The sequence below is a fragment of the Mesorhizobium sp. BHscii genome, from assembly GCF_053848065.1.
On record NZ_JBSPKW010000004.1, the window covers coordinates 170,158 to 192,526 of the forward strand.

A 22,369-nucleotide genomic window follows, 5' to 3' on the forward strand; every position below is an offset into this window, starting at 1 on the left:
CCTTCAAGCCGGCGCGGCGGGGCAGAGGTTCCGCCGCGTCCTCAAACAGACCTGCTGCAGGGCTTGATACGACTATGGACACGACAGCCCAACTCAACCCGACGACCGGGCAGCCTTTGGCTCCGGCTCCGCGGCTGACCCTGTCCGGCATCTCGAAGAGTTTTCCCGGCGTGCGCGCGCTGCATGATGTCAGCCTGTCGCTCTATCCCGGCCAGGTGACCGCTCTGATCGGCGAGAACGGCGCCGGCAAGTCGACGCTGGTCAAAATCATGACCGGCATCTACCAGCCGGATGCGGGCACCATCAGCATCGATGGCCAGGCCGTCACCTTGCCCAGCGCTCATGCCGCCTTCGGGCACGGCATCACCGCCATCCACCAGGAAACCGTGCTGTTCGACGACCTGACGGTGGCCGAGAATATCTTTCTCGGCCACGCGCCGCGGTCGCGCTTCGGCACCATCGACTGGCGCACCATGCGCAAGAATGCCCGTGAAGTATTGAACACCATGGGTGCCGGCCACATTGACGCCGACGCGCGGCTGAAGGACCTCGGTATCGCCAACAAGCACCTCGTGGCAGTCGCCCGCGCCATGTCGATCGACGCCCAGATCGTCATCATGGACGAGCCGACCGCAGCGCTGTCGCTGAAGGAGATCGAGGAGCTCTTTTTGCTCATCGAATTCCTGAAGAGCGAAGGCAAGGCGATCCTGTTCATCAGCCACAAGTTCGACGAGATCTACCGCATTGCCGACCGCTATACGGTGTTCCGCGACGGCGAAATGGTCGGCGAAGGCCTGATCAGGGATGCCGGCCAGAGCCAGATCGTGCGCATGATGGTCGGCCGCGCCGTCGATCACATTTTTCCGCAGCGGAAGGCCGAGATCGGCGCGCCGGTGCTCACTGTCTCCGGCCTATCCCATCCGACCGAGTTCGACGACATCGGCTTCGAGCTGCACAAGGGCGAAATCCTCGGCTTCTACGGCCTTGTCGGCGCCGGCCGCAGCGAGGTGATGCAGGCGATATCAGGCATCACCCGCACCAGCAGCGGCACGATCATGCTGGAAGGCAGACAGATCGTACCGAAATCGGCGGCGGATTCGATCGATGCCGGCATCGTCTATGTGCCTGAAGAGCGCGGCAAGCAAGGCGTGGTGATCGGCCTGCCGATCTTCCAGAATATCTCGCTGCCCTCACTCAAGCGCACGTCCAAGTCAGGCGTGTTGCGGTTGGCGGAGGAGTTCGCGCTGGCCCGTTCCTACACCGAGCGGCTCGACCTGCGCGCCTCCTCGCTCAGCCAGGATGTCGGCACGCTGTCGGGCGGCAACCAGCAGAAGATCGTCATCGCCAAATGGCTGGCTACCGCGCCCAAGGTGATCATCCTCGATGAGCCGACCAAGGGCATCGACATCGGCTCGAAAGCCGCCGTCCACGGCTTCATGGCCGAGCTCGTCGCGCAGGGCCTGTCGGTGATCATGGTGTCGTCCGAACTGCCCGAGATCCTCGGCATGTCCGACCGGGTGATCGTCATGCGCGAGGGCCGCATCGCCTCGGTCTATGACAACAAGGGGCTCGACGCCGAAACGCTGGTCAGAACGGCAGCGGGGATCGCAGCATGAAGGCTCTTCTCAAAAATCGCGAAGTCTGGCTTCTCGCCGCCATCGTCGTGCTGATCGGGCTGATCTCAATGCGCTTTCCGGGCTTTGCCAATCCGGCCAATCTGCGCCAGGTGTTCAACGACACCTCGATCCTGATGATCCTGGCGCTGGGTCAGATGGTTGTCATTCTGACCCGCTCGATCGACCTGTCGATGGCGTCCAATCTCTGCTTCACCGGCATGGTAGTGGCGATGCTGAACGCCGCGCATCCGGCAATCCCGATCCCGCTGCTGATCGTCATCGCACTGCTAGTCGGACTGGTGCTCGGCGTGATCAACGGCCTGCTGGTATGGCGGCTGAACATCCCGTCAATCGTGGTGACGCTCGGCACGCTGACCATCTACCGCGGCGCCACCTTCGTCATCTCCGGCGGCGCCTGGGTCAATGCCGACCAGATGAGCCCTGAGTTCATCGGCCTGCAGCGCGCGGCCTTTCTCGGCATCCCGGTCCTGTCGTGGATCGCCATATTGGTCATCGCCTTGTTCTTCCTCGTGATGACGCGCACCGCGCTCGGCCGCTCGATCTACGCCATCGGCGTCAATCCGACGGCGTCGGTCTATGCCGGCATCGATGTCGGCCGCACCAAGTTCATCGTCTTCTGCATCTCGGGGATGGCCGCCGGTCTCTGCGGTTATCTCTGGATTTCGCGCTACGTCATCGCCTCGGTCGAGGTCGCCAATGGCTACGAGCTCAACATCATCGCCGCCTGCGTCATCGGCGGCATCTCGATCGCCGGCGGCATCGGCTCGGTCGGCGGCGCAGTGCTCGGTGCGCTGTTCCTCGGCATCATCTCCAATGCGCTGCCGGTCATCAACATCTCGCCCTTCTGGCAGATGGCGATTTCGGGCAGCGCCATCATCCTGGCCGTGGTGCTCAATGCGCGCGGCGAACGCCGGCAAGGCCGCATCATCCTCAAAAAGGCGGAAGCGGCATGACCGACACCCGAGCCCCACGCCACATTCCCGACCGGCTCGACAAGCCGCTCAACGCGGCGATCTTCTCATGGGAGGCGCTGCTGGTCGCGGTGGCGGTCGCCATCTTTGCCGTCAACAGCTTCGCCTCGCCCTATTTCCTCGACGCGTGGTCGCTGTCTGACCTGACCTTCAACTTCACCGAGAAGGCGCTGATCGCGCTTGCCATGGCGCTGCTGATCATTTCCGGCGAGATCGACCTGTCGGTCGCCGCCATCATTGCGCTGGCCTCGACGATGATGGGCATGGCGGTGCAGGCCGGCGCCGGCACGCCGGTGCTGGTGGCGATCGGCATCGTGGTCGGGCTTGGCTGCGGCGCCTTTAACGGGCTGCTCGTCACCAGGCTGGGATTGCCGTCGATCGTCGTTACCATCGGCACGATGAGCCTGTTTCGCGGCATCGCCTTCATCGTCCTCGGCGACCAGGCCTACAAGGGCTATCCCCCGAGCTTCGCCTTCTTCGGCCAAGGCTATGTCTGGTGGGTGGTGTCGTTCGAACTGACGCTGCTCCTCGTCGCGGCGGTCGTCTACTGGTTCCTACTGCACCGGACGAGCTTCGGCCGCCGCGTCTTCGCCATCGGCAACAACCCGGTTGCGGCGCAGTTTTCCGGCGTGCGCGTCGGCCGAATCAAGTTCATCCTGTTCTGCCTGACCGGCTTGATGGCCGGCATCGCCTCGGTGCTGATCACCTCGCGGCTCGGCTCGACCCGACCGTCGATCGCGCAAGGCTACGAATTGGAAGTCATCACCATGGTGGTGCTTGGTGGCGTCAGCATCCTGGGCGGCGCCGGCAGCATTCTGGGTGTCGTGCTCGCCGCCTTCATCATGGGGCTGGTGACTTTTGGCTTGGGGCTGCTCAACGTGCCCGGCATCGTCATGTCGATCTTCATCGGCCTGCTGCTGATCATCGTCATCGCGCTGCCGATCGTCTGGCGGCGGGTGCGTCGGGAGCGTTTCACCTGATGGCCGAAAAATACGCGTTCAAGATGAAGCTCAATCCGGGCATGAAGGCCGAATACAAAAGGCGCCATGACGACATCTGGCCGCCGCTGGTGGCGCTGTTGAAGCAGGCAGGCGTTTTCGACTATTCGATCCATCTCGACGAAGAGACCAACACCTTGTTCGGCGTGCTGTGGCGGCGTGACGACCACGGCATGGATGAATTGCCGAAGCACCCAGTGATACAGCGCTGGTGGGCTGAAATGGCCGACATCATGGAGACCAAGCCTGATAACGAGCCGGTGGCGGTGCCGCTGGAAACCATGTTCCATATGGAATGACACACCACGTCGCCGTCATCGATATCGGCAAGACCAATGCCAAGGTAGCGCTGGTCGATCTCGCCGACATGCGCGAAGTCGCGCTGCGCCGCATGGCGAATGCGCCCGTTGCCGACGGTCCCTACCCGCACCACGATGTCGAGCTTCTGTGGTCGTTCATTGTCGACAGCCTCGCCGGGATTAATCGCGAACAGCGCATCGACGCGATATCGATCACCGCCCATGGCGCGACGGGCGTGCTGGTGGACGCTGCCGGCGAGCTGGCGCTGCCGGTGCTCGACTATGAATTCACCGGGCCCGACGCCCTTGCCCAGGACTATGACGCGATCCGTCCGGCCTTTGCCGAGACGGGTACGCCGCGCCTGCCGGTCGGCCTCAATCTCGGCGCGCAGTTCTTCTGGCAGCAGAGGAACTTCCCGGCGGAGTTCGCCGAGGCCGCCGCGATCCTGATGTATCCGCAATACTGGGCTTTTCGCCTCACCGGCGTCGCCGCCAACGAGGTGACCTCGCTCGGCTGCCACACCGATCTGTGGAACCCATGGAAAGCGGATTTTTCGTCACTCGTCGACCAGATGCAATGGCGCGGCCTGATGGCGCCGGTGCGGCCGGCCAAGGACCGCCTTGGCCCAATCTTGTCCGCCCTTGCCAAGGTAACCGGGCTCGATCCGCAGACGCCGGTGTTTTGCGGCTTGCATGATTCCAATGCCTCGCTGCTGCCGCATCTCCTGTCCGACAGACAGCCCTTCTCGGTCGTCTCGACCGGCACCTGGGTGGTGTCGATGGCCGTCGGCGGCAACAAGATCGCGCTCGATCCGGCGCGCGACACGCTGGTCAACGTCAATGCGCTCGGTGATCCGGTGCCATCGGCGCGCTTCATGGGGGGTCGCGAATTTTCACGGCTGACGGAAGGCCAATCGGAAGGCTGGACCGAAGAGGATGTCGCCACAGTGCTCGCTGGGAAGACATCCCTGCTGCCTTCGACCCAACAAGGTTCGGGGCCGTTCCCGCATCACACCGCCGCATGGCTCGACGCCGACGGCATCAACAACGGCCAGCGCTTTGCCGCCATCTCTTTCTACCTGGCGCTGATGACCGCGACCTGCCTCGATCTGATCGGTGCCGACGGTCCGATCATCGTCGAGGGCCCGTTCGCCCGCAGCCGGCTTTTCACGCAGATGCTGGCTGCAGCGACGGCGCGTGCCGTCATTGCGTCCGAGGCTGCGACCGGCACCAGCATCGGCGCCGCCTTGCTGGCGTCGGACCAAAGAACGGTCCAAGGCAAAGGCGAAGGGATGGAACCGCCGGCCGACCCAGCCTGGGCGGATTATGCGCGCTCATGGCGCGCGGCGGTCGACGCGCGGGGCTGATCACAAAATCCGCTTGCCGAAAGCCGACATGATGAAGTTGACGGTGTCTATCGCAATCCGCGGTTCCAAACCTTCTGTCAGGCCGGAAACATCCATCGGCAACAGCCCGCCGGACAGCGCGATGGCCTCCATCGCCTGATGCGTTTCGCGCACCGTGATGCCGCCGGAGCCAGCCGCCCAGCCGGCGAATTCGGTCACCTCAGGCGAATAGCTGACATGGAAGCCTTGCGTGCCGGAGGTGGCGATGCGGATCGCCTCGTGCATCAGGTCGCGCATGCCCATGGCGTCGATGTCGGTCATGGTGAAGGCGGAGACGCGCGAATCCTTCAGCACCCGGGCTTCGGCCGGATCGGCATGGCGCAGCCCGACGATGACGACGTTTTCCGGCGACAGTTGCGGCTGCAGCGCGCCGGGCTTGTGATCGAGTCCGAGCGCCCGCGCCAGCACCGAACGTTCCGGCAGGTCGATGCCGTCTTCGTCCTCGGGCATCAGCGCGGCGATGGAATCGATCCAGATCAGGCCAAACGAGTGTGTCGCCCGCGCGGTCATCGTCAGCGCCTTGTGGGCGATGCGCCGGTCACTTCCGGCGGTGAGCCGGACCAGGCCGGATGGCGGCCGCTCGATATCGGCCAGCTCGACGACATCGAAATTCATCGCCTCCAGCCGGGCGCCGGTCGCTTCCCTGGCGAGGATGCCGGCGGCCGCTGGTTCGGCTGTGATCTGCACCATCTTGCGGCCGGAGAAATCCTCGACATCGTGCATCGGGGCCTTTTCGACATATTCCGAGGTCATCGCCAACAGCATGGCGCCGTAGCTCATGCGGAAGGCGACACGGTCGCCGACGGCGGGTGGCGGGTCGGCGTCGGTTACATCGAGGAGCAGATGATCGCTGGAGGCGCCGAGCACCCGCACGCCCTTGGCAATCGGCGTCAAACCTTCGATCAAAACGTCCTCGCGGCCGATATTGGCGATGGCGCGCAACCTGTCGCCCTCGTCGGGAAACACCGGCTGGTTGCCGAAAGCGTCGTAGCCGGATTGGCCGATCGGCCGCGACGGCTTCAGCTTGACTTCGATGATGTCGCTGGTCAGGCGGCAGGCATCGGGTTCCAGTTCGGCCCACGGCGTCTCGCGGAAGGTTTCGACGCCACCCTGCAGGATTGCTTCGCCGACCCGCAGATTGTTGATGCCGGCGGGCAGCCTGCCTTCGAGCAGCAGCGTCAGCGACGATGACGCCCCGCCTGATATCCAGTCGAGCCTTGCGCCGGACAGACGCTCGGCCTTGTAGGCATGGGCGACAAGTTGCCCGAGATTTTCCTCCGTCGGCATGATGGCGCCGAAGCAGCCGAGATTGGTGCCGATGCCGGCGATGCGCACGCCCTTGAGTGCCAGTATCTGCTCGACAGTGGGCACGAGATCGTTCGGCCAGATGCCTTCCCTGAGGTCGCCAAGATCGACCATCAGCATGATGTCGTGGACGCGGCCCATGCGCGCGGCGATACGCGACAGCTCGCGGATGGTGGCGAGTTCGGATTGCAGGCTGATGTCGACGGTTCGGACCACCTCCTCGACGCGCGCCATCGGCGGGCTGCGCAGCAGCATGATCGTCGCATTGATGCCGCTGTCGCGCAGGCGGCGGATGTTTTCGAAGCGCGATTCGGCGATGCCGGCGACGCCGCCGCGCAGCATGGCTCGCGCCACCTGCGGCATGCCGCAAGTTCCCTTGGTGACGCCGAATACCTTGATGCCGGACAGCGCGCAGCGGTCGACGATCGTGCGCGCATTGCGCTCGATGCGGCCAAGGTTGATGGCGACTTGCGGTCCGGACTAGCCTTTGTAGACCAGCCCTTGCGGGTCGATCTCCGGCTTGCGGCCGGCGACCACATCGGCAAGGAATCTTCCGGAACCGCAGGCCATTGTCCAGCCGACATGGCCGTGGCCGGTGTCGAGGTACAGATTCCTGTAGCGCGCTTGGCCGATGACCGGCACCGAGTTTGGCATCATCGGCCGCAAGCCGGCCCAGAGCTCGGCCTTGTTCTCGTCGAAGGCACCCGGGAACAGATCGTTGCCAGTCCTGAACATGGCGGCGAAATCGCTCGGCTTGTGGGTGCGGTCGAAGCCGGTGAACTCGGCTGTCGAAGCGAGCCGCAGCCGGTTGCCGAGCCTGGAATAGCCGATGAGCTGATCCTCGTCGGCGCCGCCCATGGTCGGCCCCTTGCTCTCGTCCTCCAGTTGCACGGTCGCGGTGTAGCCCTTGACCGGATAGACCGGCAGATCGAGGCCGTAGCGGCGACCAAGCAGGCCGCTTTCAGGTCCCATTGATATGACCACGGCGTCGCCGGCGACCGGACCGGCCGAGGTCATCACCGCGCGCACCCGATCGCCTTCAATGTCGAGGCCTTCGACCGTCGTGCCGTAGAGGAATTGCACGCCGAGTTTCCCGGCGGCATAGGCGGCGAGGTTCCGGGTGAATTGGCTGGAGTCGCCGGTCTGGTCGATCGGAGAATAGACGCCGCCGGCGATCTTATCCTTGGCCCCGGCAAGCCCGGGCTCTAGCTCGACCAGCCGGTCGCGGCCGACGATCTCGATCGGCAGACCGTGCTCGGCGAGATAGCGGTAATTGTCGGTGCCGGTATCAAGGCTCTGCTGTGAGCGGAAGAAGTAGAGGATGCCCTTCTTGCGCTCATCATAATGAATGCCGGTGTCGGCCGAGATGGCGTTGATGCACTCGCGCGAATAGAGCGCCAGGCGCAGCTTGATTTCGGTGTTGGCACGCAGGCGCGCTCGCGTGCACTGGCGCAGGAAGCGCAGACTCCAGGCGAAGAAATAGGGATCGAAGCGCAGCCGCACCTTGATGCCGAGATCGTGGTTGTAAAGCGCGCGCAGGAACGTCTTCAGCGCAGCGGGCGAGGCCCAGGCGGTGGCGTCGCCCGGCGACACCAGCCCGGCATTCGATTGGCTGGTGCCGCGCGCCGCCATCGGATGGCGCTCGATGACGGTCACCTCGTGGCCGTCGCTCGCCAGATAATAGGCGGCCGCCGTGCCGACCACACCGGCTCCGAGCACCAATATTCTCATGCCGCCCCCCCAAAGTCACACGCGGCCAAATGCGCCTACGCTGCGCCGCGCAGCTCCTTCAATAGCGCTTCTGCGTGGAGCTTTCGAGCTAAGAACTTGGTCTCAGCCCCGCGACGAATTCTTGCCGGTCAGAATGCGCTCCCAGGCCAGCGCGTCGGCGACGATCAGGTCGAGGTCGTCGCGCTGCGGCGTCCAGCCGAGTTCGCGGCGCGCCAGCTCCGAATTAGCGACTACCGCTGCGGCGTCGCCCGGACGGCGCTCGCCCATCCGCACCTCGAAATCATGACCAAAGACGCGCCGCACGCTGTCGATCACCTCGAGCACCGAATAGCCGTGGCTGTAGCCGCAATTGGCGACGAGACTTGTCCCGCCGGCGCGCAGCCGTTCCAGCGCCAGCCGATGCGCCACCGCCAGATCGCTGACATGGATATAGTCGCGCATACAGGTGCCGTCTGGCGTAGGATAGTCGGTGCCGAACACCTGCATAAGGGGTCGCTTGCCGAGCGCCGTCTCGCAGGCGACCTTGATCAGATGCGTGGCGCCAGGCGTCGACTGGCCGGTGCGGCCCTTCGGGTCGGCGCCGGCGACGTTGAAGTAGCGCAGCGCCGTATAGCGCAAACCATAGGCAATTGCGGCGTCGCGCAGCATCCATTCGCTCATCAGCTTGGACAGGCCGTAGGGCGATTCCGGTGCAAGGCGGGCATCTTCACGCACCGGCTCCAGCCCGGCGCCGCCATAGACGGCGGCGGTCGAGGAGAAGATGAAATTGGGCACGCCTTCGCGCACTGCGGTCTCGATCAGTGTGCGCGTCTTGCAGGTGTTGTTCTCGTAATAACCGAGCGGGTCGGCAACCGATTCAGGAACCACGATGGAGCCGGCAAAATGGATGATCGCGTCGACCTTGTTGTCGCGGATGATCGAGCCGACCAGCTCCCTGTCGGCGACATCGCCGACAACGAGCTTTGCCTCCGGCGCCACCGCCCACTCGAAACCGGTCGAAAGCCGGTCGAGGACGACAACGCTGTCGCCCGCATCCAGCAGCTCCCAGACCATATGGCTGCCGATATAGCCGGCGCCGCCTGTCACCAAAACCGTCATCCGCGTCCTCGCTGCTCAAGATTTATCGGAAACTGTCTCAACACCTGCCTTACTGGAAAGCCTGCCGCTAGGTCATTAGTAGCATTAGTGCCTGCGGCAACCAGTCTCATCGGCGCGTGGCATAGTCCTGAAACAAAATTCATGCACATCAAGGGAATAGGCCATGATCCGTGGTCGTTAGGAACAGGCTTGGGGCGTGGCATTTTGACCAAAAAGGCCAAGTGGACGTCGAATAGGGCAATGATTATGATCCCACGCAAAACTGGGAAGCCGAAATGAACTATCAGCGTTTCTTCGAAGACGCGATCGACCAGCTCCATGCAGAGCGTCGCTACCGCATCTTCGCCGACCTCGAGCGCATCGTGGGGAAATTCCCACGCGCCATCTGGCGCGCCAACGGCCGCGCCCAGGAAATCACCGTCTGGTGCTCCAACGACTATCTCGGCATGGGTCAGCATCCAGACGTCATCGCTGCGCTGCAGAACGCCGCCGGCAAGATGGGATCTGGCGCCGGTGGCACCCGCAACATCTCCGGCACCAGCAATCCGCTGGTCGAGCTCGAACTGGAACTGGCCGACCTGCACGACAAGGAAGCCGCACTCGTCTTCACCTCGGGCTTTGTCTCCAACGAAGCCTCGATCTCGACCATTGCGCGGCTTCTGCCCAACTGCCTGATTGTCTCGGACGAGTTGAACCACGCCTCGATGATCGAGGGCGTGCGGCGGTCGGGCGCCGAGAAGAAGATCTTTCGTCACAACGACGTTGCGCATCTTGAAAGCCTGTTGCAGGCGGCGGGCCGCGAACGCGCCAAGCTGATCGTCTTCGAGAGCGTCTATTCGATGGATGGTGACATCGCGCCGATCAAGCAGATCGTCGATCTTGCCGAGCGGTACAACGCCATGACCTATATCGACGAGGTCCATGCCGTCGGGATGTACGGACCGCGCGGCGGCGGCATCACCGAGCGCGAAGGGCTGGCAGACCGTATCGACATCATCGAAGGCACGCTGGCCAAGGCGTTCGGCACGCTCGGCGGCTATATCACCGGCACAAATGCTGTGATCGATGCCGTGCGCTCCTATGCGCCGGGCTTCATTTTCACCACGGCGCTGCCGCCGGCCATCGCCGCCGCGGCGACCACGTCGATCCGCCATCTGAAGCGCTCGCAGTCCGAACGCGACGCACAGCAGCGCCAGGCGACGCGGACCAAGCAGGTTCTTACCGCCGCCGGCCTGCCGGTGATGGACTCCGCTACCCACATCGTGCCGCTGCTCGTCGGCGATCCCGAGCTCTGCAAGATGGCCAGCGACCGCCTGCTCGGCGTCCACGGCATCTACATCCAGCCGATCAACTACCCGACCGTGCCGCGCGGCACCGAACGGCTGCGCATTACGCCGACGCCGTTCCATTCGGATCACCTGATCGCGGAACTTCAGGATGCGCTGGTTGAGACTTGGGATGCTTTGGGTATCTCTTACGGTTCTGCGGGCCGGCCTTCGGTGAGGGAAAGCGACCGCGTCATTCCGTTGCTTGTGCCGAAGTCCGGCGGCTGATCCCCGAGTTTCAACTCGGGGATCGAAGGCAACTCACATACTCGTCATCCACTTCGCCAGCCGGTGCGCCGCTTCCTCGAGCTGGTCGAGGCGGCGGTGGAAGCACAGCCTGAGGAAGGCCTCGCCGCCGGGGCCGAAGGCGGTTCCGGGTGCCAGACCGACATTGGCGCGGTCGACGATGTCGAAGGCGGCGGCGCGTGAATCGGTGATGCCGTCGACCGCGAAGAACAGATAGAACGCGCCCTGCGGCACGGTGAAGCGTGCCCTGCCGGTCGCAGCCAGGATGCCGCAGACCAGGTCGCGCGCAGCCCTTGCCCGCTCCACCTGCTCAGCGATGAAGGCATCGCCTTCGTCGAGCGCGACGACCGCGCCGCGCTGCATGAACTGGGCAACGCCTGAGGTCGAATACTGGACCAGGTTCTCGAACACCTGCTGCAGCGAAGGATGGGTCTTGATCCAGCCGACGCGCCAGCCGGTCATCGCCCAGTTCTTGGAGAAGCTGTTGACGAAGAGGATGCGATCTTCGTCGGCCATGATGTCGATGAAGGACGGCGCGCGACTGTCGCCGTAGTGGAACAGTGAATAGATCTCGTCAGCGATGATCCATAGGTTCCTTTCGCGGGCAAGGTCGAGGATCGCCTGCAGCGTCTCCCTGTCGGCGGTCCAGCCGGTCGGATTGGACGGTGTGTTGACGAACAGCGCCTTTGTCCTTGGCGTGATCGCCGCCTCAATCTTGCCGACGTCGCAGGACCAGCCATTGCCGGACAGGTCGAGCGTGACAGCGACCGGGACGGCGCCCGCCACGCCGGCGGCTGCGGCGAAATTCGGCCAGGCCGGCGACAGATAGACGAGTTCGTCCCCCTTCCCGGCGACGGCGTCGAGCGCCAGCTGGATGGCGTGCATGCCCGAGCCGGTGACGATGAATTCTTCCTCGGCAAAGCTCTTGCCGAAATGCCTTACGTAATAGCGGGCGAGCGCCTGCCTCAGCTCGGGGATGCCTTTCTGCCAGGTATAGAAGGTCTCGCCGCCGGCCAGCGCCCGGGCAGCGGCATCGGTGATGAAGGCGGGCGTCGGCAGGTCGCCCTCGCCGGCCCAGAGCGGGATCATGCCGTCGCGGTCGCGGCCGCGGTTCATGACGGCGACAATGCCGCTTTCCGGCGCGGCCCGAGCCTCGGCGCGCAAATTCTCGATCAAGGTCATGGATAGATCCGTTTTCGTCTTCTGGACTGCTAGCGTGTTTTACGACAGGCGAAAATAGAAAACCCGGCCGCAAACGACCGGGGTTTTGGTCCAGGGAATCTGTCTTCGGATTATTTCCTGGCGAGGAGATCGCGAATTTCGGTGAGCAGCGCAACATCGGCCGGCGGCGGAGCGGCAGGCGCAGCTGGCTTCTCACGCTCCAGCCGCTTGCGCAGATTGTTCACGGCCTTGACCATCAGGAAGATAATGAAGGCGAGGATGATGAAATTCAGCGCGACGGTGATGAAACTGCCATAGGCGAAGACTGCGCCCTGTTTCTTGGCGTCCGCCAGCGATGTGGCGTTGACGGCTGAGGACAAGGGCAGGAAATAATTGTTGAAGTCGAGTCCGCCGAAAATCGCCCCGATTATCGGCATGATGATGTCGTTGACCAGTGAATCGACGATCTTGCTGAAGGCAGCGCCGATGATGACGGCGACGGCCAAGTCCATCACATTACCCCGGGAAATGAATTCCTGGAATTCTTTCAGCATTCGACCCTCCTTGTTCTGACGGGCCAGGCCGCCGCCCCTCGCCCGCTCGTTGGCTCCACCGGCACAATAGCAAAAACCTGCGGTTGCAGCATGGACAAAAGACCGTTTCCGCCGGCCAAATTTCCGAAGCCGCGCCATCCTGCGCCGAAAGCCGCGATGGACTTGATCGCCAAGCTGTGATTGCGTCTCAGCAGGCCGGATGCAAAATCGGCAAGGGAGGATTTTCAGGCCGTGCAGGGCTGGTTCATCGTCATCATCGCGATCGCCTATGTGACGTTGCTGTTCGTCATCGCCAGCCTCGGCGACCGGCGCTCAACGACATCCGGGCCTGACCGGGCCCGGCCCTTCATCTATGCGCTCAGCCTGGCGATCTACTGCACCTCCTGGACGTTCTTCGGTTCGGTCGGCCTTTCCTCCGAGCGCGGCCTTGAATTCCTCGGCATCTATATCGGCCCGGTGCTGGTGTTCGTGTTCGGCTTTCCGCTGCTTCGGCGCATCGTCAGGCTGGCCAAGACAGAGAAGATCACTTCGATTGCCGACTTCCTCGGCGCCCGCTACGGCAAGAGTTTTGCCGTAGCAGCGATTGCTACGCTGATCGCGACGATCGGCGCGGTGCCTTATATGGCGCTGCAGCTGAAGGCGATTTCCGGCTCGGTCAGCCTGATGGTCGAGCATTACACCGGCTCGCCACCTTCCTTCGATCCCTTCGTCAGCGACATCTCGCTGGTCGTCGCCATGCTGCTTGCGCTGTTTGCGGTTCTGTTCGGCACGCGCCATGCCGACGCCACCGAACATCAGGATGGGCTGGTGTTGGCGGTAGCGGTCGAAACCGTGGTCAAGCTCGCCGCCTTCCTGGCGATCGGCCTGATGGTGACCTTCCTGATCTTCGGCGGCCCAGGCGATATGGTCGACAAGCTCGCGCAGAATACGCAAGTGCGGCAGGCGATGGGCTACAGCACGTCGCTCGCCACCTGGCTGGTACTGACATGTTTGAGCGGTTTCGCCATCATCATGCTGCCGCGACAGTTCTACGTCACCATCGTCGAGAACCGCAGCGAGGCCGAACTGCGCACCGCGACGTGGGTGTTTCCGCTCTATCTGGTGGCGATCAACCTTTTCGTGCTGCCGATCGCGCTCGCCGGCCTGGCGCTGGTCGGCACCAGGACCAGCAGCGACCTCTATGTCCTGTCGCTGCCGCTGCTCGGCGGTCACGATGTGTTGGCCATGGCGGCGTTCATCGGCGGCCTGTCGGCAGCGACCGCGATGGTGATCGTCGAAAGCGTCGCGCTGTCGATCATGATCTCCAACGACCTCGTCATTCCGCTGTTTGTGCGTCGCCTGCTCAAGACCACGACGTCCGAGAATGAGGACTGGTCAGCGCTCATCCTCAACGTGCGACGTGCGGCGATCTTCATCATGCTGTTCATCGCCTTCCTCTACTATCGCGAGAGCACCGACAGCGCGCGGCTCTCCTCTATCGGCCTGATGTCCTTCGCCGCGATCGCGCAGTTCGCGCCGGCGTTGATCGGCGGACTGATCTGGCGGGGCGCCAATGGCAGGGGGGCGGCACTCGGCATGGTCGCCGGTATCGTCGTGTGGAGCTATACGCTGCTGCTTCCTTCGCTCGCCGCGTCCGATACCGGCATCGTCGTCCACGGCCTGTTCAGTTTCGAAGCGCTGCGGCCGCAAGCGCTGTTCGGCACCGTCGCCGAGCCGCTGAACCACGGTGTCCTGTGGAGCCTGTCGGTCAACACGCTGTTCTTCGTGTTCGGCTCGCTGTCGCGCGCGTCGGTGCCGCTGGAGCGCATCCAGGCATCGATTTTCGTGCCGCGTGAGGCGAGCCCGATGCCGAGCCTGCGCCGCTTCCGCACCACCGTTACCGTCAACGACCTGAAGGACACCATCGCGCGCTACCTCGGCGTCGAACGCACCGAACGGTCCTTTCAGTCGTTCGAAAAGAGCAACGGCGCTTCGCTGCACGGCAACGAGCAGGCCAGCATGGACGTCATCCGCTTCTCCGAGCAGCTTCTGGCAAGTGCCGTCGGTTCCTCCTCGGCGCGGCTGATTCTGTCGCTGCTGCTGCGCCGCAACGACCGCGAATCCAAGGACGCCTTCCGCCTGCTCGACGACGCCACCGAGGCGCTGCAGCACAACCGCGACCTGCTGCAGATCGCGCTCGACCAGATGGAACAGGGGATCACCGTCTTCGACAGGGATTTCAGGCTGATCTGCTGGAACCGCCAATATCGGGCGCTGTTCGACCTGCCCGACGAAATGGGCCAGGTCGGCGTCTCGCTCGATCGCATCCTGCGCCACCTTGCCGAGCGTGGCGACATTCCGGCAGACCAGCGGATAACAATGCTCAACCGTCTCACCAGTTTCGTCAGCCCGTGGCAGATGGAGCTGAAGACCAGCGGCCGGATCCTGGAATTGCGCTCCAACCCGATGCCGGACGGGGGCATCGTCGCCACCTATGCCGACATCTCCGGACGCGTCGAGCAGGATCTGGCGCTGAAGCGCGCCAATGAAACGCTCGAACAGCGCGTCAAAAACCGCACCGTCGAACTGACCCGCGTCAACGAGGAGCTGGCCCAGGCGCAGATGCTGGCGGAGGAGGCCAATCTCGGCAAGACGCGCTTCCTCGCGGCCGCCGGCCATGACATCCTGCAACCGCTGAACGCTGCTCGTCTTTATTGCTCGTCGCTGATCGAAAAGGCCGGCAAGGGACCTGCGGGCAAGGCTGCGATCAACATCGAATCCTCGCTGGAATCGGTCGAGACTATTCTCGGTGCGGTGCTCGACATTTCTCGTCTCGACGCTGGTGCGATGAAACCGGACGATACGGCCTTCAGCCTGGACGGACTGCTGCGCCAGATCGGCAACGACTTCCAGCCGCTTGCCGCCGAGAAGAAACTCAGCCTGACGATCATGCCATCGTTGCTCAGCGTGACGACTGACCGCAATCTGTTGCGCCGCCTGATCCAAAATCTCGTATCCAATGCCATCAAATACACCCGCCATGGCCGCATCCTGGTCGGTGTGCGGCGTCGCGGCGAACTGGCCGAGATCCAGGTGATCGATACCGGCATCGGCATTGCCGCCGACAAGCTGAACACAGTCTTTCACGAATTCACCCGGCTCGACGAGGGTGCTCGCGAAGCTGACGGCCTCGGGCTCGGCCTTTCCATCGTCGACCGCATCGCTCGCGTCTTGCGCCTCGAACTCCGGATCTTTTCAAGCCCGGGCAAGGGCACGCGCTTTTCCGTCATCCTGCCGGTCGCGGCAGTACAGCAGCCGCGGCGCGAGGTCGAGGCGAAGGCGCCGGTCCGCACTGCTGCTTCGCTTGCCGGGCTCCGAGTGCTCTGTATCGACAACGACGCCCGCATCCTCGACGGCATGCGGCTGCTTCTCGAAGGCTGGGGCTGCAGCGTCGACACGTTTGCCGGCTCGGGGGATCTCGAGGGGTCCGTCATGCATCGCCCCGACATCGTGCTTGCCGACTACCATCTCGACGGCGAGACCGGCCTTGAGGCGATCGTCAAACTGCGTGCGATCCACGGCCAGGACATGCCGGCCGTGCTGGTCACCGCCGACCGCTCGAGCGAGGTGCGCGCCACCGCCGGCAGGCTCGACGTGCCGGTGATCAATAAGCCGCTCAAACCAGCGGTGCTGCGCTCGATGATGGCGAGGGTCAGGCCGCTGGCGTCCGCGGCCGAGTAACGGTCATATTCTTTCTGTTGACCAGGATGCTAGAGCGGGATGCGTTCAATTGAACGGGCACCCCGCTCTATCTATTTGTTTTAGCCGCTGCAAGTGATTCCACTTGGCTGCAAAATGCTCTAGCTCAGCTGGCTGCCTGCAACGGGTCGCTGCCGATCCTGGAGAGCAGGATCACCGCCTGGGTGCGGCTGTCGACGCCAAGCTTCTGCAAAATGGCCGAGACATGCGCCTTGATCGTCGCTTCGGAGACACCGAGTTCGTAGGCGATCTGCTTGTTGAGCAGCCCTTCGCCCAGCATGCCGAGCACGCGCGTCTGCTGCGGCGTCAGCGTCTGCAGCCGCTTGATCAGATCGGATATCTCGGGATCGCGCTCGACGCCGAGATCGATGCCCGTGGGCGCGGCGATGTCGCCGGCAAGCACCGACTGCACGGCGCTGCGGATTTCCTCCATGCTGGCCGATTTGGAAATGAAACCCGAAGCGCCGAGATCAAGCGCGCGCCGGATGGTCACCGGATCGTCATGCGCCGACACCACCACCAGCGGCACCGTCGGGTGGATGCCGCGCAGCGAGATCAGACCGGAAAGGCCGCTCGCGCCCGGCATGGACAGGTCGAGCAGCACCAGATCGACGTCCTCATTGGCCACGACCAGCGCCTTGGCGCTTTCGAAATCGCCGGCCTCGTGAATCCCGGCGACATTGCCGATGCCGGCAAGCGCCTCTCTCAGCGCGCCGCGAAAAAGCGGATGATCGTCAGCGATGACGAAAGTGTAGCCTGACGGCACATGGCCCTCCCCGAATCCCACTGATTGTCTGCTTCTTACGGGATCAGTCGAACGATTATGCGGCGATACCAGCCGTTTTCAAGCGGCAAGCCTATGCGCCGGGTTCCCCCGGGTGAATGGTGCTCAGGTTTTTTGTGAATTGGGCTTGGCGCCATCCTCGCCGCTGTCCTTTTCCATGTCCTTGACGATACCCATGAAGCTGCGCAGGAAGCGCTCCATGTAGCTCATCGTCTTGTTGAAATCCTCCTCGCTGGGCAATGTCGACTCAAAGCGGGCGGCAAGCGAGTTCTCGAGCTTGACGACGCGCTGGTCGAGCGCCTTCACCGAATTCTGCAGCCGGTCGATCTCGTCCTGGAAGGCGGCGCGTTCATCGGCCGCCATCTTGCAGATGAGCTGGCCGGAACGCTCCTCGCAGATCGACATCGCACCGGTCTGCGTGTCCATGCGGACATAGCCGGTGGCCGACTTTTCCAGCCGGTAGCGGTCGGCTTCCTCAGAAAAGGCCGATGCCGCGACGAGCGAGACGAGCGCTGCGGGAATCAAGACGTGCTGCGGACGCATATTGTCCTCCATGGGCCAGTAAGCGCAATTTATCGCATGTTTGCGCCGGAAATGGGGAAGAATCCTAGCCTTTGCCTTAACGCAGATTCTTGTCGGAAAAACTGTGTGACACTTTTCCGGAACCTGCTTGCCTCTTCCCCGTATGGTTGGTTCGGACTATAGCGCAACCATGTCTCAGATTATCTACAAGATAGTACCTGAAGCGTTGTGGCGCGAGGCCGAAAGAAATGGCCGCTTCACCGGCGCGCCGATCGATGTCGCCGACGGTTTCATCCATTTTTCCACCGCTGGCCAGGCCAGGGAAACGGCGACAAAACACTTTGCCGGCCAGACCGGGCTGCTGCTGGTCGCCATCGATGGCGCCAAACTGGGTGATTTGCTGAAATACGAGGTCTCGCGCGGCGGCGCGCTGTTCCCGCATCTTTACGGCCCGCTCGACCTCAAGGCCGTTGTCTGGGTGCAACCGTTGCCGCTGGGCACCGATGGCCTGCACCAATTCCCAACGCTGGAGGCCGAATGAGCGTGCTCGACCGGCTCGGCCAGAGGTTCCTGTTCGCATTCGATCCGGAAGCAGCCCACGGCCTGTCGATCGCCGCGCTGAAATGCGGGTTGCCGATAGCCGGGAGACCCGTGCGCGACGACAGGCTGAAAGTCAGCGTCTGCGGCATCGACTTCCCCAATCCGCTCGGCATGGCTGCCGGCTACGACAAGAACGCCGAGGTTGCCGATGCGCTGCTTGGCCTCGGCTTCGGCTTTGCCGAGGTCGGCACGATCACGCCGCGGCCGCAGGCCGGCAACCCGAAGCCGCGCATCTTCCGGCTGACATCGGACGAAGCGGTGATCAACCGGCTGGGCTTCAACAATGAGGGTCACCAGGCTGCCGAAGAACGGCTTGCTGCCCGCAAGGGCCGCGCCGGCATCGTCGGCGTCAATATCGGTGCCAACAAAGACAGCACCGACCGCGTCAGTGACTATGAACGCGGCGTTGTCAGGTTTGCGCCATCCGCCAGCTACCTGGCGGTCAACATCTCCTCGCCGAACACGCCGGGTCTGCGCAACATGCAGGCCCGTGAACAGCTTGGCGAGCTCCTGTCGCGCGTCATGGCCGCACGTACGGCAGCTGCAGCGCAGCCGCCCGTCTTCCTCAAGATCGCGCCGGACCTGGTCGAGGCCGAGCTGGAGGATATCGCCGCCGAGGTTACCGAGAAGGCAATAGACGGCCTCATCGTCTCCAACACCACCATCGCGCGGCCGGGGCTGCGCAGCGCCGATCTTGCCGGCGAGACCGGCGGGCTTTCGGGAAAACCGTTGTTCGAGCGCTCGACCATCGTGCTGGCAAAGATGCGCAAACTGCTTGGCCCGGACCGCGCCATCATCGGCGTCGGCGGCGTCGATTCCATTGAGACGGCGCTGGAAAAGATCCGCGCCGGCGCCGATCTCGTCCAGCTCTACACCGGCATGATCTATGCTGGGCCGGCACTACCGGGCCGCATTCTTGGCGGGATGGTCCGGTTCGCGGACATGCAACGGCTCAAGTCGCTGCGCGAGTTGCGCGATACCAGCCTCGATCAATGGGCGTCGAAGCCGCTCTAACCCGAAGCCGCTCTAAAACGCTGTCCGCACCCGCACGCGCAAAATGGCAAGCAGGCTGAAGCCGCGCACCAGCAGGAAGACGTGCAGCGCCGCCCACAGGCCGTGATTACCGAAGGCCGGCGCCTGGATGAGCAAGGCCGCGCTGAAGACAAGGAACGACAAAAGCATCATGTTACGCATGTCGCGCGACCAGGTCGCGCCGATGAAGACGCCATCCATCTGAAACGCCAGCACGCCGCTGAGCGCGGTGAACGCCGCCCAGGCCAGATAGTTGTCGGCAACGGCGCGAACGTCTTGTGACGTCGTGATCAGGGCGACCAGATCAGTACCGCCCAGCAAAAGGACGAGCGTCGCCGCGGCCGCCAGCCCGAAGCCCCAGAACAGGGTCAGCCGCACCGCCTGCCGGAATTGCATCGCGGCACGCGCGCCCACGGCACGCCCGGCGAGCTGTTCGGCCGCCGTGGCGAAACCGTCGAGGAAATAGCCGGCGATGAGGAAGAAGTTCATCAGCACGGCGTTGGCGGCCAACGTCACCGTGCCGAATTGCGCGCCCTGGCGAGTGAACAGTGCGAAAGCGGCGAGCAGCGAAAACGACCGGATCATGATGTCACGGTTGAGCGACATCATGCGCAGGAATGCCGACAGATCGAGGATGCGATGGCGCGGCGGCCGGGGCGCTGCCCAGAAACGCCGGCCGATGATCGCCAGGCCAAGCAGCATGGCGACGAATTCACCGGTGACGGTGGCCCAGGCGACACCGGCGACGCCCCAGCCGAGCTCCAGCCCCAGCAGGATGCAGAGCGCAATGTTGATGCCGTTCAGCACCAATTGCAGCATCAGTCCCAGCCCGCCCTCGCCGCGCCCCAGCACATAGCCGAGGATGGCGTAGTTGATCAGCGAGAACGGTGCGGCGAGCAATCTGATGCGGATATAGACGGCCATCGCCTCGCTGACGCGCGCCTCGGCGCTCATGAACCATTGTCCGGCGATGGCGACCAGTGGCGCAAGTGCGGCAAGCACAATGCCGGCGACGACCGCGATCAGCACGGCGCGCCAGAACACCGCCTGTTCCTCCAGTTCGTCGCCGCGTCCGAGCGCCTGGGCGACGAGGCCTGTGGTGCCGGAACGCAGGAAATTGAAGGAGGTGAAGACGACGTCGAAGACCAGGGCGCCCGCCGCCAGACCACCGAGAAGGGCAGCGTCGCCCAACTGCCCGACCACGGCCGTGTCGACGACGCCGAGCAGCGGCGTCGTCAGATAGGCAAGCGTCATCGGCACCGCGATGGCGAGCACCGAGCGGTTGGTGACGACGAAAGACCGGCCGTTGGCCGCTGCTGACACCTGATCCAGGACCCGCTTCCCCATCGTGGCTTGATCAAACAGCCGATGTGGCCCAGATTCCGGACGCCGCGCAACCGCTCATCCCGCCACGGCCAACCGAAACCCGCCTCTGGCGCACCCGCCGTAAACCACCCAAATGCCCCTGCAGATCGTTCATCATCCCGACTACGACGCCGGCTTCGCAGTCAACCATCGCTTCCCCATGAGCAAATACAAGCTGCTGATGGAAGCCTTGGGCGCGCGCGGACTGACCGGCCCCGCCGCTCTCAACGTGCCCGAACTGGCGCCGGCATCATGGCTGAAGCTTGCCCATGCCGCCGGTTATGTCGACCAGGTGCTGGCCTGCGAAGTGCCTGAAAAAATCGAGCGCGAGATCGGCTTTCCGGTGGGCCCGCGCGTCTCGCTCAGGGCGCAGCTCGCAACGGGCGGCACCGTGCTGGCAGCGCGGCTGGCGTTGCTGAACGGCATCGCCTGCAATACCGCCGGCGGCAGCCATCATGCGCGGCGCGCGCAAGGCGCCGGCTTCTGCACCTTCAACGATGTTGCCGTGGCTTCACTGGTGCTGCTTGCCGAAGCTGCCGCCGGCAACATCCTGATCGTCGATCTCGACGTGCATCAGGGCGACGGCACGGCGGATATTGTTGGCGAGGAGCGGCGCGTGTTCACCTTTTCCATGCATGGCGACCGCAACTATCCGACGCGAAAGATCGCTTCCGACCTCGACATCGCTCTGCCCGATGGCACCGGCGATGTGGCCTATCTCGAAAGGTTGGGCGGCGTCCTGCCGGAACTCACCGCCAAGGCGCGCTGGGACATCGTTTTCTACAATGCCGGGGTCGACGTTCATGCCGAGGACCGGCTTGGCAGGTTGTCACTGTCGAACGAGGGGCTGCGCGCCCGCGACGACATGGTGATCCGTCATTTCCGCGCGCTCGGCATCCCGGTCTGCGGCGTTATCGGCGGCGGCTATTCGACTGATGTGGCGGCCCTCGCCGCGCGCCATTCCATCCTGTTCGAAGTGGCGTCAGGGTTCACCTGACGACCTTCTAGGATTTCCCTGCCGAACCACAGGTCAGCGGAGCAAAAGCCGGTCCACTTTTGCTACACAGACCTTCGGCTCGGGGTCATGCTCTATTTCCGATAGCTGGCGATCCTGAGCAGGATGAAGGCCGGAATGACAATCGCCGCGCCCAGCAGGATATAGCCGAGAAAACGGTCAATGGCGCGGAAGCCCAAATTCCAGAGATCGACGAAGAAATTCCGGATACCGTAGAGCACATCCATCGGCGACCAGCCGAATGCGTTCATGACTAGGCCGACGAGGAACGATACCACCAGCAGCTTCAGGAACACCCGGAGCGGCGAATCGCCGAGAAAGCGCGTCAGTGCGGACAAGGCGTGTCTCCAGATTCGGTTGCCCCGATTCGGGCACAGGTCCAGAAATACGCACTTGCCGCGCTGGCATCAAGGCGGGTCGCTGACTCCCAGTTGCTCCGCATGGCGGGTTGGCCGGATTGTCTGCTCGCCAACTTATGTTGCAACGCCGGCGCCCTTGCCATCACGGAGTAACAGTCGGATGGCTGGAAGGCACGAGTGCACGCTTAACGATTGCCCGAAGGCCGGCTTGCGTGGTAACGAG

General features: G+C 63.6%; 19 protein-coding genes. 10 read left to right on the forward strand and 9 right to left on the reverse strand.

Annotation, left to right across the window (positions count from 1 at the left end; translation table 11 throughout):
* The first annotated feature begins 74 nt into the window (after positions 1-74).
* Genes ACWTU7_RS08110 through ACWTU7_RS08130 form a run of 5 tightly spaced genes read left to right on the forward strand, consistent with a single transcriptional unit; the run spans position 75 to position 5,272 of the window.
* Complete coding sequence (locus tag ACWTU7_RS08110; protein ID WP_455838432.1) at positions 75-1,616, forward strand: sugar ABC transporter ATP-binding protein; 1,542 nt, start codon at positions 75-77, stop codon at positions 1,614-1,616.
* A complete protein-coding gene (locus ACWTU7_RS08115) occupies positions 1,613-2,590 on the forward strand; it encodes an ABC transporter permease (RefSeq protein WP_065005821.1) in 978 nt (325 codons plus the stop codon). Before ACWTU7_RS08110 ends, ACWTU7_RS08115 begins: the two co-directional genes overlap by 4 nt.
* On the forward strand, positions 2,587-3,588 hold the full coding sequence (locus ACWTU7_RS08120; RefSeq protein ID WP_455838431.1) for an ABC transporter permease: 1,002 nt from the start codon (positions 2,587-2,589) through the stop codon (positions 3,586-3,588). Before ACWTU7_RS08115 ends, ACWTU7_RS08120 begins: the two co-directional genes overlap by 4 nt.
* The gene (gene rhaM / locus ACWTU7_RS08125; protein ID WP_455838430.1) at positions 3,588-3,905 is read left to right on the forward strand and encodes an L-rhamnose mutarotase; all 318 of its coding nucleotides are present in this window, start codon (positions 3,588-3,590) and stop codon (positions 3,903-3,905) included. Before ACWTU7_RS08120 ends, rhaM begins: the two co-directional genes overlap by 1 nt.
* Positions 3,902-5,272 (forward strand): FGGY-family carbohydrate kinase, encoded by a 1,371-nt coding sequence (locus ACWTU7_RS08130; RefSeq protein ID WP_455838429.1) that lies wholly within the window; start codon positions 3,902-3,904, stop codon positions 5,270-5,272. Before rhaM ends, ACWTU7_RS08130 begins: the two co-directional genes overlap by 4 nt.
* Here the strand turns inward: ACWTU7_RS08130 and ACWTU7_RS08135 are convergent, their stop codons facing one another.
* From ACWTU7_RS08135 to galE, 3 genes are all read right to left on the reverse strand, one after another.
* Positions 5,273-7,078: an alanine racemase gene (locus ACWTU7_RS08135; RefSeq protein WP_455838541.1), complete on the reverse strand. Its 1,806-nt coding sequence runs from the start codon at positions 7,076-7,078 to the stop codon at positions 5,273-5,275.
* Positions 7,079-7,096: 18 nt separating this feature from the next.
* Positions 7,097-8,347 carry a D-amino acid dehydrogenase gene (locus ACWTU7_RS08140; RefSeq protein ID WP_455838428.1) on the reverse strand — a complete coding sequence of 417 codons (1,251 nt, stop codon included), beginning with the start codon at positions 8,345-8,347 and terminating at the stop codon, positions 7,097-7,099.
* A gap of 102 nt (positions 8,348-8,449) precedes the next feature.
* On the reverse strand, positions 8,450-9,445 hold the full coding sequence (gene galE, locus ACWTU7_RS08145; protein WP_029356763.1) for a UDP-glucose 4-epimerase GalE: 996 nt from the start codon (positions 9,443-9,445) through the stop codon (positions 8,450-8,452).
* Positions 9,446-9,720: 275 nt separating this feature from the next.
* Between galE and hemA the strand changes: the two genes are divergently transcribed.
* On the forward strand, positions 9,721-10,998 hold the full coding sequence (gene hemA, locus ACWTU7_RS08150; RefSeq protein WP_455838427.1) for a 5-aminolevulinate synthase: 1,278 nt from the start codon (positions 9,721-9,723) through the stop codon (positions 10,996-10,998).
* A 33-nt stretch (positions 10,999-11,031) separates the two neighbouring features.
* Here hemA and ACWTU7_RS08155 read toward each other — a convergent pair whose 3' ends face one another.
* Positions 11,032-12,198: a pyridoxal phosphate-dependent aminotransferase gene (locus tag ACWTU7_RS08155; RefSeq protein WP_455838426.1), complete on the reverse strand. Its 1,167-nt coding sequence runs from the start codon at positions 12,196-12,198 to the stop codon at positions 11,032-11,034.
* Between the two features lie 110 nt (positions 12,199-12,308).
* The gene (gene mscL / locus ACWTU7_RS08160; protein WP_455838425.1) at positions 12,309-12,731 is read right to left on the reverse strand and encodes a large conductance mechanosensitive channel protein MscL; all 423 of its coding nucleotides are present in this window, start codon (positions 12,729-12,731) and stop codon (positions 12,309-12,311) included.
* Positions 12,732-12,962: 231 nt separating this feature from the next.
* Between mscL and ACWTU7_RS08165 the strand changes: the two genes are divergently transcribed.
* Positions 12,963-16,451 carry a PAS domain-containing hybrid sensor histidine kinase/response regulator gene (locus ACWTU7_RS08165; protein WP_455838424.1) on the forward strand — a complete coding sequence of 1,163 codons (3,489 nt, stop codon included), beginning with the start codon at positions 12,963-12,965 and terminating at the stop codon, positions 16,449-16,451.
* Positions 16,452-16,575: 124 nt separating this feature from the next.
* Here ACWTU7_RS08165 and ACWTU7_RS08170 read toward each other — a convergent pair whose 3' ends face one another.
* On the reverse strand, positions 16,576-17,235 hold the full coding sequence (locus ACWTU7_RS08170; RefSeq protein WP_455838540.1) for a response regulator transcription factor: 660 nt from the start codon (positions 17,233-17,235) through the stop codon (positions 16,576-16,578).
* A 123-nt stretch (positions 17,236-17,358) separates the two neighbouring features.
* The gene (locus ACWTU7_RS08175) at positions 17,359-17,796 is read right to left on the reverse strand and encodes a hypothetical protein (RefSeq protein ID WP_455838423.1); all 438 of its coding nucleotides are present in this window, start codon (positions 17,794-17,796) and stop codon (positions 17,359-17,361) included.
* A 169-nt stretch (positions 17,797-17,965) separates the two neighbouring features.
* Between ACWTU7_RS08175 and ACWTU7_RS08180 the strand changes: the two genes are divergently transcribed.
* Entirely contained in the window at positions 17,966-18,316 is a 351-nt protein-coding gene (locus tag ACWTU7_RS08180; protein WP_455838422.1) for a DUF952 domain-containing protein, read from the forward strand.
* On the forward strand, positions 18,313-19,389 hold the full coding sequence (locus ACWTU7_RS08185; RefSeq protein ID WP_455838421.1) for a quinone-dependent dihydroorotate dehydrogenase: 1,077 nt from the start codon (positions 18,313-18,315) through the stop codon (positions 19,387-19,389). Before ACWTU7_RS08180 ends, ACWTU7_RS08185 begins: the two co-directional genes overlap by 4 nt.
* A 12-nt stretch (positions 19,390-19,401) precedes the next feature.
* On the opposite strand, the gene ACWTU7_RS08190 is transcribed toward ACWTU7_RS08185, so the two are convergent.
* On the reverse strand, positions 19,402-20,754 hold the full coding sequence (locus tag ACWTU7_RS08190; protein ID WP_455838420.1) for an MATE family efflux transporter: 1,353 nt from the start codon (positions 20,752-20,754) through the stop codon (positions 19,402-19,404).
* Positions 20,755-20,866: 112 nt separating this feature from the next.
* On the opposite strand from ACWTU7_RS08190, the gene ACWTU7_RS08195 reads away from it, so the two are divergent.
* Entirely contained in the window at positions 20,867-21,769 is a 903-nt protein-coding gene (locus tag ACWTU7_RS08195) for a histone deacetylase family protein (RefSeq protein ID WP_455838419.1), read from the forward strand.
* 92 nt (positions 21,770-21,861) lie between these two features.
* On the opposite strand, the gene ACWTU7_RS08200 is transcribed toward ACWTU7_RS08195, so the two are convergent.
* The gene (locus ACWTU7_RS08200; protein WP_455838418.1) at positions 21,862-22,125 is read right to left on the reverse strand and encodes a DUF6460 domain-containing protein; all 264 of its coding nucleotides are present in this window, start codon (positions 22,123-22,125) and stop codon (positions 21,862-21,864) included.
* Between the last annotated feature and the right edge of the window lie 244 nt (positions 22,126-22,369).

Coding starts and splice junctions, on each gene's coding strand:
- hemA (WP_455838427.1), top strand. CDS start 9,721: ATGAACTATCAGCGTTTCTTCGAAGACGCGATCGACCAGCTCCATGCA.
- ACWTU7_RS08155 (WP_455838426.1), bottom strand. CDS start 12,198: ATGACCTTGATCGAGAATTTGCGCGCCGAGGCTCGGGCCGCGCCGGAA.
- ACWTU7_RS08195 (WP_455838419.1), top strand. CDS start 20,867: ATGCCCCTGCAGATCGTTCATCATCCCGACTACGACGCCGGCTTCGCA.
- ACWTU7_RS08180 (WP_455838422.1), top strand. CDS start 17,966: ATGTCTCAGATTATCTACAAGATAGTACCTGAAGCGTTGTGGCGCGAG.
- ACWTU7_RS08175 (WP_455838423.1), bottom strand. CDS start 17,796: ATGCGTCCGCAGCACGTCTTGATTCCCGCAGCGCTCGTCTCGCTCGTC.
- ACWTU7_RS08190 (WP_455838420.1), bottom strand. CDS start 20,754: ATGGGGAAGCGGGTCCTGGATCAGGTGTCAGCAGCGGCCAACGGCCGG.
- ACWTU7_RS08185 (WP_455838421.1), top strand. CDS start 18,313: ATGAGCGTGCTCGACCGGCTCGGCCAGAGGTTCCTGTTCGCATTCGAT.
- galE (WP_029356763.1), bottom strand. CDS start 9,445: ATGACGGTTTTGGTGACAGGCGGCGCCGGCTATATCGGCAGCCATATG.
- rhaM (WP_455838430.1), top strand. CDS start 3,588: ATGGCCGAAAAATACGCGTTCAAGATGAAGCTCAATCCGGGCATGAAG.
- ACWTU7_RS08140 (WP_455838428.1), bottom strand. CDS start 8,347: ATGAGAATATTGGTGCTCGGAGCCGGTGTGGTCGGCACGGCGGCCGCC.
- ACWTU7_RS08120 (WP_455838431.1), top strand. CDS start 2,587: ATGACCGACACCCGAGCCCCACGCCACATTCCCGACCGGCTCGACAAG.
- ACWTU7_RS08130 (WP_455838429.1), top strand. CDS start 3,902: ATGACACACCACGTCGCCGTCATCGATATCGGCAAGACCAATGCCAAG.
- ACWTU7_RS08110 (WP_455838432.1), top strand. CDS start 75: ATGGACACGACAGCCCAACTCAACCCGACGACCGGGCAGCCTTTGGCT.
- ACWTU7_RS08115 (WP_065005821.1), top strand. CDS start 1,613: ATGAAGGCTCTTCTCAAAAATCGCGAAGTCTGGCTTCTCGCCGCCATC.
- mscL (WP_455838425.1), bottom strand. CDS start 12,731: ATGCTGAAAGAATTCCAGGAATTCATTTCCCGGGGTAATGTGATGGAC.